This is a genomic window from Burkholderia diffusa (assembly GCF_902499115.1).
GTDB classification, from domain to species: domain Bacteria; phylum Pseudomonadota; class Gammaproteobacteria; order Burkholderiales; family Burkholderiaceae; genus Burkholderia; species Burkholderia diffusa.
The window spans coordinates 298411-308063 of the sequence record NZ_CABVPN010000004.1; the positions used below are offsets into that span (position 1 = coordinate 298411).

At 68.3% G+C, this 9653-nt stretch carries 8 protein-coding genes; 6 read left to right on the forward strand and 2 right to left on the reverse strand.

All coding sequences use genetic code 11. The features are described from left to right. Positions 1-50: 50 nt before the first annotated feature. Entirely contained in the window at positions 51-1349 is a 1299-nt protein-coding gene (locus BTE28158_RS06285) for an ABC transporter substrate-binding protein (protein WP_059600132.1), read from the reverse strand. A gap of 215 nt (positions 1350-1564) precedes the next feature. On the opposite strand from BTE28158_RS06285, the gene BTE28158_RS06290 reads away from it, so the two are divergent. Next, a complete protein-coding gene (locus tag BTE28158_RS06290; protein WP_151052740.1) occupies positions 1565-2611 on the forward strand; it encodes a Gfo/Idh/MocA family oxidoreductase in 1047 nt (348 codons plus the stop codon). A 20-nt stretch (positions 2612-2631) separates the two neighbouring features. On the opposite strand, the gene BTE28158_RS06295 is transcribed toward BTE28158_RS06290, so the two are convergent. Then, a complete protein-coding gene (locus tag BTE28158_RS06295) occupies positions 2632-3528 on the reverse strand; it encodes an NAD-dependent epimerase/dehydratase family protein (RefSeq protein ID WP_124901217.1) in 897 nt (298 codons plus the stop codon). A gap of 135 nt (positions 3529-3663) precedes the next feature. Between BTE28158_RS06295 and BTE28158_RS06300 the strand changes: the two genes are divergently transcribed. From BTE28158_RS06300 to BTE28158_RS06320, 5 genes are all read left to right on the forward strand, one after another. Beyond that, on the forward strand, positions 3664-5409 hold the full coding sequence (locus tag BTE28158_RS06300) for an FAD-dependent oxidoreductase (RefSeq protein ID WP_151052154.1): 1746 nt from the start codon (positions 3664-3666) through the stop codon (positions 5407-5409). Further along, complete coding sequence (locus tag BTE28158_RS06305; RefSeq protein WP_059600129.1) at positions 5406-6017, forward strand: NIPSNAP family protein; 612 nt, start codon at positions 5406-5408, stop codon at positions 6015-6017. The genes BTE28158_RS06300 and BTE28158_RS06305 overlap by 4 nt, the downstream gene beginning before the upstream one ends. 39 nt (positions 6018-6056) lie before the next feature. Continuing rightward, positions 6057-6890 (forward strand): sugar phosphate isomerase/epimerase family protein, encoded by an 834-nt coding sequence (locus BTE28158_RS06310; RefSeq protein WP_059600128.1) that lies wholly within the window; start codon positions 6057-6059, stop codon positions 6888-6890. Between the two features lie 115 nt (positions 6891-7005). Further along, positions 7006-8412, forward strand: coding sequence for an MFS transporter (locus BTE28158_RS06315; protein ID WP_151052156.1), 1407 nt, complete (start codon positions 7006-7008; stop codon positions 8410-8412). A 109-nt stretch (positions 8413-8521) separates the two neighbouring features. Beyond that, positions 8522-9379 carry an IclR family transcriptional regulator gene (locus tag BTE28158_RS06320; protein WP_151052158.1) on the forward strand — a complete coding sequence of 286 codons (858 nt, stop codon included), beginning with the start codon at positions 8522-8524 and terminating at the stop codon, positions 9377-9379. Positions 9380-9653: the final 274 nt, after the last annotated feature.

Below are 9653 nucleotides of genomic sequence, written 5' to 3' on the forward strand. Positions count from 1 at the left end.
TTGGGGCCGTGTCGATTCGGGCGCCGCCGCCGCAGCGGCGGCGCGCGGGCTCAGCGCGCGGCCATCCGGCAGCCGATCTCCTGGCGCGTGCCGAACAGGCGGTCGAGCTCGGCGGGGTTCTGCGGCACGACGGAGATCGGGTCGAGCCAGTCCCATTTGTCCGCGATCCGGTCCTTCACCTTGAACACGCTCCAGCGCCGCAGGAGCTGGTGGTCCCACGGGCGGAAATTCGCGGGGCCGCTGCCGTCGGTGAGCTGAATGGTTTCCAGGCTCTGCACGATGTCCGCTCCGGACGTGCTCTTCGCGTGGTTGATCGCCTGCAGCAGCGCGCGCGCCGTGAACCAGCCGATCCAGGCCTTGTCGGCCGGCGGCTTGCCGTACTTCGCCGTGTACTTCCTGACGAACGCGACTTCTTCCGGCGAATGGCCCGGCGAGCTGAAATGCCACGGCTTGCCGTAGTAGCCGGTCGCCGCATCGGCGTTGATCGACCACAGATCCGAGTCGCCGATGATCGGGCACGCCACCGGGATCCGGCCTTTCATGCCCATTTCCGCGTATTGCTTCAGGAACGTCGACAGGTCGCCGCCCGGCAGGCCGAGCAGCACGACGTCGGGTTTCGACTGGCGGATCTTCAGGATGAACGAGCTGAAATCGGTGGTGTTGAGCGGCGTGACGTCGGCGCCGGTGATCGAGCCGCCCGACTGCTTCAGCAAGTCCGACATCGCCCGCTGGATGTCCTGCCCGTACGCATAGTTCGCGACGAGGAAGTGCCATTTCTTGCCGATCGCGAGCAGCGACGGCGCGAGCGCGCGGCACGCGACGGGCGTCGGGCTCAGCACGCGGAACGTGTACGGGTTGCAGCTGCTGCCGGTGAGCTCGCGCGCCGCGGCGTTCGGTGCGATGTAGGGCGTCTTGGTGCGCCACGCGACCGACGACATCGCCAGCGACGTGCCGCTGTTCGTGCCGCCGATCACCGCTATCGCCTTGTCCTGCTCGACGAGCTTCTGCATGTTCTGCTGCGCCGACTGCGGATTCGGTTCGTCGTACCAGACGAGATCGACGCGCCGGCCGCGCGCCTGGTTGCCCGCGTCGTCGAGCGCGAGCTTGACGCCGTTCGCGATCACCTCGCCCTGTTCGGTCCACACGCCCTGCTTGGCCATCAGCAGGCCCAGCTTCAGCGGCTGCTCGCCCTGCGCGCGCACGATCGCCGGCGCGGCGAGCGCCGCCGCACCGCCCGCGAGCGCCTTGCCCGCGGTGACGAGCCACGCGCGGCGCGACAACGCCGGGCTGTCGGGCGCGTCCGCCGGGTGGCTGGAAAGGGTGTCGTTCTGCTCGTGCTGGTCAGTCATGTGTCTGGCCTCCTGTTTCTTGGTCAAGGTCGATTCCGCGCGGTCCTTGGGCAGGCCGCGCGACACGTGTCGAATTTTTTCGTGAATTCTGGTTTGAAGTGGAATAGCATTCAACAATCAAAGGAGATTTCAATAAATCGGGGTATTCACCCGGTCGGTCCGGAATGCGAACGACACGACGCGATGCGGACGCCCCGAACAACGGAGATGAAGCGATGGCAAGAAGACGGCTGGCAGTGATCGGTGCGGGCGCAATCGGGCGGATGCACGTGGAGCGCGCGCGCATGCACGCGCAGGTGGAAGTGGTGGCGATCGCCGATCCATCGCCGGCGGCCGAACAGTTCGCGCGTGCCGAGGGGGTACGCGGGTTCGCCGATTACGCGACGATGCTCGACGCGGTGCGCCCGGACGGCGCGATCGTCGCGACGCCGAATGCGACACATGTGGAGGTCGGCCTTGCGTGCATCGCGCGCGGCGTGCCGGCGTTGATCGAGAAGCCGGTATCGGACAGCGTCGCGGCGGCAGCCGAGCTGGGACGCGCCGCACGCGAAGCCGGCGTGCCGCTGTTGGTCGGCCACCATCGCCGCCACAATCCGATCCTGCGGCGCGCGCGAGAGATCGTGCAGTCGGGGCGGCTCGGCAAGCCGGTCGCGGCCAATGCGCTCGCGACCTTCTACAAACCCGACGCGTATTTCGAGGTCGAGTGGCGCCGTCGCGCGGGCGGCGGCCCCGTGCTGATCAACCTGATTCACGACATCGACATCATGCGGTTCCTGCTTGGCGAGATCGTCGAGGTGCAGGCCCAGGCGTCCAATCGCGTGCGCGGCTTCGACGTGGAAGACACGGCCGCCGTGCTCCTTCGCTTCGACAGCGGCGCGCTCGGCACGCTGGCCGTGTCCGATTGCGCGGCGTCACCCTGGAACTGGGATCTCGCGGCGGGCGAGGCCTCGCACTATCCACGGCAGCAGGTGAACACGCATTTCCTCATCGGCACGGATGCCTCGCTCACGCTGCCGCAACTCGATCTGTGGGAATACCGCAGCGGGAAGGGCTGGCACGATCCGTTGACGGTCGAGCGCTGCACGCCGCATGGCGCCGATCCGTATCACGAGCAGTTGCGCCACTTCGCGGCGGTGATCGCGGGCGACGAGGCGCCGCTTTGTTCGGCCGACGACGCCGCGCGCACGCTCGCGGCGACGCTCGCCGTGCATCGTGCGGCCGCGACGCGCACGGGCGTTGTGCCCGCGGACGTCGCGGCATAGCCGCGGGGGCGTGCGCCGGCCTAGCGCTGGCGCCGGTAGAACGCCACCGTCTGCCGCAGGCCGTCGTCGAGCGCGGTCCGCGGCAGGCCGGGCAGCAGGCGCCCGAGCGCGGGGTCGTCGGGGAACGCCGTCGCGATCGGCAGCGGCGGCCCGCCGGCATCGAGGTGCGCACCCGGCACGATGGCCGCGATCCGCTCGATCAGCGTGTTCACCGGGGTGATCTCGCCCGCGAGCGTGAACGCGTGCGCGCCGTCGATCTCGGCCAGCAGCGCGGCCTCGTAGGCGGCGGCGACGTCGTCGGCGAACACGAGGCCCGTCGTGCCGGTAAACGGAATCGTGTAGCGCTCGCCGCGCGCGGCCGCCCGGCACGCCAGGCTCGGCCCCGCGCTCGATCCGGTCTCGCGCCCGGCGCCATAGACGACGAGCGGACGGAAGCCCACGCTCGCGATCCCGTGGTCGTGCCAGTACGCGCGCGCCGATCCTTCGCACGCCAGCTTGAACGCACCGTAGTGGGTTTGCGGTAGCGGCACGGCGCCGTCGTCGGGGCCGAATACGCCGGCGCTGCTCGCATAGAGCACGCGTTGCATCCCGGACGCGCGGGCGGCCTCGAATACGTTCAGCGTGCCGACCAGGTTGACTCGCGCGCCGCGCACCGGATCGGCCGCGCAGTCCGTCGTAAGGATGCCCGCGAGATGGATCACCGCGTCGCAGCCGTCGAATGCGCGTGCCGTGGCGGCCGCGTCGGCGATGTCGCCGGTGCGCCACTGCACGGCCGCGGCCCGCTCTGGCGCGAGCGCCTCGACGAGGCGCGGGTTCGTGCGCACGTCGAAACTCACGCATTCCATGCCGCGCGCGAGCAGCCTCCTGATGATCCATGCGCCGAGAAAACCGCTGCCACCCGTTACCAGTACTCGCATTGCGCTGCCTCCCTTTCGTTAAAGTCTTTGCTAAACCCGATTTAGTGGAATAGTATTCCATTTCGAAAGAATATTCCACATACGTCGCGATCGGGTCGCATCCGGCGTTGGAGACACTGAACGGGCAGATTGAACATGAAGCGTGAACCGATACTCGATTGCGACGTGCTGGTACTGGGCTCCGGTGCGGGCGGCCTCGCAGCGGCGGTCACGGCGGCGGCGCAGGGCCTGCGCGTGATCGTCGCCGAGAAGGAGGCCGTGTTTGGCGGCACGACCGCGTGGTCGGGCGGATGGATGTGGATTCCACGCAATCCGCTCGCGGCGCGGGCCGGCATTCGCGAGGACATCGAGGTGCCGCGCACGTATCTGAAAAACGAACTGGGCGCGCAGTTCGATGCGGCGAAGGCCGATGCGCTGCTTGAACGCGGCCCGGAGATGGTCGAATTCTTCGAGCGGAACACGGCCGTGCGCTTCGTCGACGGCAACCGCATTCCCGATTTCCACACCACGCCGGGTGCCGGCACGGGCGGGCGCTCGGTCTGCGCGATGCCGTTCGACGGTCGCGAGCTGGGCCCGCTGATTGACCGGTTGCGCGAGCCGCTGTCGGTGACGACGCTCAAGGGGATGGCGCTCGCGTCCGGCCAGGATCTCGCGCATTTCTATCGCGCCACGCGCTCGCTGAAGTCGGCGCTGCATGTCGGCCGCCGGCTGGCCGCGTTCGGGTGGCACAAGTTGCGCTACGGGCGCTCGATGCATCTGGTGAACGGCAATGCGCTCGTCGCGCGCCTGCTGAAATCGGCGGCCGATCGCGGGGTCGACCTGCGCACGAACGCGAAGGCGATCGGCCTGGTGCGCGACGACGCACGCGTGACCGGCGCACGCGTGGCGATCGACGGCATCGTGCACGAGGTGCGCGCGGCGCGCGGCGTCGTGCTGGCTTGCGGCGGTTTCCCGCACGATCAGGCGCGGCGCGCGCAGACGTTCGCCTATACGCCGTCGGGCCGCGAACACTGGTCGGCGGCGCCGCGTTGCAATACCGGCGACGGGATCCGGCTCGGCGAATCGATCGGCGCGCATTTCGACCGGTCGCTCGATGCGCCGGCCGCATGGGCGCCCGTCTCGCTGGTGCCGCAGCCGGGCGGCGATGCAGTCGCGTTTCCGCATCTGATCGAGCGCGCGAAGCCGGGCGCGATCGCGGTGACGTGCGCGGGCAAGCGCTTCGTGAACGAGGCGTCGTCGTATCACGACTTCATTTCCGCGCTGCTCGACACGACGCCGGCCGGTGAAGAAGTGTGCGCGTGGCTCGTTTGCGACCATCGCTTTCAGCGGCGCTACGGGCTCGGTTTCTCGAAGCCGTTTCCGTTCCCGACCGGCCCGTACCGGCGCTCCGGCTATCTCAAGCGCGGCGCGACGCTCGATGCGCTCGCGCGCGAATGCGGAATCGACGCAGCCTCGCTGGCGGACACGGTATCGGCCTACAACCAGTACGCGAAGCAAGGCTGCGATCCGGCGTTTCACAAGGGCTCGACACCGTACAACCGCGTGCAGGGCGACGCCGACCGGCAGCCGAACCCGTGTCTCGCGCCGATCGAAGCGGGGCCGTTCTATGCGGTGAAGCTGTTGCCCGGCAGCCTTGGCACGTTCGCGGGCCTGGCCACCGATCGCGATGCACGCGCGCTCGACTCAGCCGGCCGCGCCATCGCCGGCCTCTACGCGGTCGGCAACGATTCGGCCAGCATGATGGGCGGCTGCTATCCCAGCGGCGGCATCACACTCGGTCCGGCGATGACGTTCGGTTATCTCGCCGGCCTTTCTCTCGCCGACGCCGCGCCCGAACCCGCGCGTGCCGGCATCGATTCATCCTCGAGGACAATGCAATGACACTGTATGACGTAGTGACGCTCACGGTGAAGATCGGCGCGAACGCGCAGGTCTTCGAAGGGATTCAGGCCAGCGGCGATCCGCAGGGCGGCAAGCTGCTCGGCGCGTGGTATTCGGACATCGGCACGCTCGGCCAGGTGCTGGTGCTGCGCGGCTATGAATCGGAGGCCGCGCTCGTCGGCGAGCGCAAGCGGATGCTGCTCGAAGGCAACCCGTTCGGCTGCGGCGAATCCATCATCGACGTGAAGACGGCCAGCTATGCGCTGTTCCCGTTCCTGCCGCCGATCGAACCGGCCGTGCACGGCGGCATCTACGAGATGCGCGTGTACGGCACGAAGCTCGGCAGCCTGCAGCACACGATCGATGTGTGGGAACAGGCGGTGCCGGAGCGCACCCGGCGCTCGCCGCTGGTCGGCGCGATGTATGCGCTCGACGGCGATACGCCGCGCTTCCTGAACATCTGGCCGTATGCGAGCGTGGACGAGCGTTCGCGCATTCGCGCCGAGGCGGTCAAGGACGGCATCTGGCCGCCGAAGGGCGGCCCGGCCCATCTCACGACCATGGAGTCGACGATCTGCGTGCCCGCGCCGTTCTCGCCGTTGCGCTGAACCTGCCCCGTGTTACGCCATGACGCTCAAGGAGACGATATGACCCAGCCTCAATCCCGCGCGCTGTCGCTGTCGGCGCTGACCGTGCTCGAACTGAGTCCGCCGCGGATGGTGCAATGCGCCGTCGACGCGGGCTACGACTACGTCGGCCTGCGACTGCTGCCGGCCACCGACACCGAGGTTCGCCACGAGATCATCGGCGATACGCGGCTCAAGCGCGAAACGCTCGCGGTCCTGCGCGATACCGGCATGCGCGTGCTCGACGTCGAGATCGTGCGGCTGAAGCCCGATACCGACGTGACGCACTACCTGCCGATGCTCGAAACGGCGGCGGAACTCGGCGCGCGCTACGTCCTCGTGGCCGGCAACGATCCCGACGAAGCGCGCACCATCGACCGGCTCGGCCGGCTGTGCGACCTGGCCGCGCCGCTCGGCCTGTTGCCGTCGCTGGAGCCGATGCCGTGGACCGACGTGAAGGACATCGGCGCCGGGGCGCGCATCGTCGACGCGTGCGGCCGGCGCAACACCGGGCTGATCGTCGACCCGATCCACTTCGATCGTGCTGGTTCGTCGCCCGACGCGTTGCGGGCGTTGCCGCACGCGTACTTCGGCTACGTGCAGTTCTGCGATGCGCCGGCCGAGCGGCCGACCGACGTCGATACGCTGCTGTTCCAGGCACGCTGCGCGCGGATGGTGCCGGGCGAGGGCGGGCTCGATCTCGCGGGCATCCTGCGCGCGCTGCCCGCTCACTTGCCAGTGAGCGTCGAGGTGCCGAACGAAGCGTGGGCGAAGACGACGCCGGCCGTCGAGCGGGCGCGCCGCTTGCGCGAGGCCACCGTTGCCGTGATCGACGCGGCGGCCGTGCCGGCCTGAGCACACGCCGGCCGCCTTCGCGACCCAACGGGCCCGATCGGCGCCAGGCATCGTGCCGGCGCGCGGATCGGGCATTCGACACGACGACAAGAACAACATTTCCGGAGACATCAGCATGACTTCCTCGCAGACGGCCCGAAAGCCGAAGCAGACTATTCAGGATCGCGAATCGAAAGACGCGCGCTCGCTCGACGTTCAACAGTTTCTCGATACGCGGCCGGTGGGCGCGTTCCAGTGGCTCGTGCTGTTGTTGTGCATGCTGATCGTGATGCTCGACGGGCTCGACACGGTGATGATCGGCTTCATCGCGCCGTCGATTTCCGGCGCGTGGTCGATTCCGCGCGACGCGCTGGGGCCGGTAATGAGCGGCGGCCTGCTCGGTCTCGCATTCGGCGCGCTCACGGCCGGCCCGATGTCCGACCGCTTCGGCCGCAAGACGGTGATGGTCAGCGCGGTGGCGTTCTTTGGCATCTGGAGCATTGCGTCGGCGTTTGCGACGGGCGTGGTGTCGCTGACGGTGCTGCGCTTTTTGACCGGCATCGGCCTGGGCGCGTCGATGCCGAACGCGGCCACGCTGATGGCCGAATATGCGCCGCCGCGGCGGCGCGCGCTGATGGTGACGGCCGTGTTCTGCGGCTTCACCTTCGGTGCGGCAGGCGGCGGCTTCGTGAGCGCGTGGCTGATCGAAACGTGGGGCTGGCATTCGGTTCTGCTGCTCGGTGGCGTGCTGCCGATTGCGTACGTGCCCATCCTCGTCAAATGGCTGCCGGAATCCGCGCGCTATCTCGCGCTGTCGGAGCAGCGCCGCGCACGGCTCATCGGCGTGCTGAACCGCGTGCAGCCCGGCGTTGCCGACGCGCGCACGCGCTTCGTGTCGGCCGAGCCGGTGCGCGATGCGCGCAGCCCCGTCCGCGCGATTCTGTCGCGCGAACATGCGTTCGGCACGGTGATGCTGTGGATCTGCTACTTCGCGGGCTTGCTGACCGTGTATCTGCTCGGCAACTGGTTGCCGACGCTGATCCGCGGGCTCGGGTTTTCGCTGGCCGAGGCCGCGATCGTCGGCGCGCTGTTCCAGGCGGGCGGCACGGTCGGCTCGCTGCTGATCGGGTGGCAGATGGACCGTTTCAATCCGCACGCGGCGCTTGGCGTGACCGTGCTCGCCGGCGGCGCGCTTGCCTGGTACATGGGCGTGTCGGCCCACCAGTTCACGGTGATCTGCGTACTGGCGTTCGGCATCGGCTACTGCATGAACGGTTCGAATACGGGCTTCTGCGCGCTGGCGGCCGGCTCCTATCCGACCGAGATGCGGGCCACCGGGACCAGCTGGATGCTCGGCGTCGGCCGTTTCGGCGGCATTGCGGGCGCGATGCTGGGCGCGGCCATGCTCCATGCGAACTGGAGCTTCGGCCAGGTCTTCGCGGCGCTTGCGGTGCCGGCGGCCGTGGGCGGCGCAGCGGTGCTGCTCAAGGGCGCGCGCCATCGCGGCACGTTCGTGGCCGTGAGCGGGGCGGCCGGCCATTGATGGCGGGCGCGGCGCCGCGGCCACGGTCTCGGCGCCGCGCAAATTCGCTTGAATTCCAGTATGGAATTATGTTCTTATTTGACATTCACCATACGGACGAGAAGGCGCCATGGCAGGAAATCTCGAGCGTGCGCTCGCAGTGCTGGAATTGCTGGCAAAGAACGGCGGCCGCATGCCGCTGGCCACCATTGCAGATACGCTGAACATTCCCCGCAGCGGCACGCATCGCCTGCTGTCGATGCTGATCGATGAAGGGTTCGTGCGTCAGGATGAAGAGCACGGCGAGTACATGCTGGCGCTGAAGCTGGTGTCGCTCGCGCTGATCTACCTGTCGACGAGCGGGGTGTTCGACATTTCCCAGCCGGTGCTCGATCGCCTGGCCGAGTCGTCCGGCGAACTGGCGCGGCTCGGTGTGGTCGAGGACGATCACATCACGTTCGTCGGCAAGGCGCAGGGTGCGAAATCCGGCCTGCGTTACGACCCGGACATGGGCAGCCAGCCGCCGCTGCATTGCACCGCGAGCGGCCAGGCATGGCTCGCGACGCTGCCCGATGAGCGCGCGATCGAGCTGGTGTCGAAGCAGGGCGGGCTCAGCGCGAAGACGCAGAACGTGCCGCGCGCGCCGAAGACCATCCAGCAATTCCTGAAGGACCTGAAGGGTGCGCGCGAGCGTGGCTACGGCGTGGCGATCGAGACGTACGAGATCGGTATGACGTCGATCGCGGCAGCGGTGCGTAATCCCGTGACGAACGAAGTAGTCGGCATCGTGAGCCTCGCCGGCCCGACAAGCCGCTTGCCGGAATCCCGGCTGAAAGAGCTCGCACCGCTGTTGCTCGCCTCTGCGGCTGACATGAGCGCGGCCACGCTTGGTTCGCCCTGGTTCAAGCGGACGGCACTGGCGTCGACGCAAGCCTCATCGATTGCGACTGCGAAGGCGGCACCGCGCGGGCGCTCGTCGAAGCGTTAGGGGGCTTCGCAAGGCGGCGTTGCACCGGCTGCGCGCTGGTGCATGGCCGCCGCATTCGAATGTTGACCATCATCGATATGTGGAACCGGGCGTGCCCGCACATCGAGGTCGACTTCTCGCTGACGGGTGTTCGCGTGACGCGTGTGCTCGAGCAGTCGCGGCAGCGAGGACGGCGCCCCAATCTGATTCAGGTGGATAACGTTCTAAATGCAAGCAGAATGTGCAACGCAAGGTAAAACGGGGCCGCGCACACGGCGCGATGCAGTGCGCGAGT

Bases quoted from the DNA above. Each gene is read 5' to 3' on its own strand.
- BTE28158_RS06285 (WP_059600132.1), bottom strand. From the start codon at position 1,349: ATGACTGACCAGCACGAGCAGAACGACACCCTTTCCAGCCACCCGGCG.
- BTE28158_RS06290 (WP_151052740.1), top strand. From the start codon at position 1,565: ATGGCAAGAAGACGGCTGGCAGTGATCGGTGCGGGCGCAATCGGGCGG.
- BTE28158_RS06295 (WP_124901217.1), bottom strand. From the start codon at position 3,528: ATGCGAGTACTGGTAACGGGTGGCAGCGGTTTTCTCGGCGCATGGATC.
- BTE28158_RS06300 (WP_151052154.1), top strand. From the start codon at position 3,664: ATGAAGCGTGAACCGATACTCGATTGCGACGTGCTGGTACTGGGCTCC.
- BTE28158_RS06305 (WP_059600129.1), top strand. From the start codon at position 5,406: ATGACACTGTATGACGTAGTGACGCTCACGGTGAAGATCGGCGCGAAC.
- BTE28158_RS06310 (WP_059600128.1), top strand. From the start codon at position 6,057: ATGACCCAGCCTCAATCCCGCGCGCTGTCGCTGTCGGCGCTGACCGTG.
- BTE28158_RS06315 (WP_151052156.1), top strand. From the start codon at position 7,006: ATGACTTCCTCGCAGACGGCCCGAAAGCCGAAGCAGACTATTCAGGAT.
- BTE28158_RS06320 (WP_151052158.1), top strand. From the start codon at position 8,522: ATGGCAGGAAATCTCGAGCGTGCGCTCGCAGTGCTGGAATTGCTGGCA.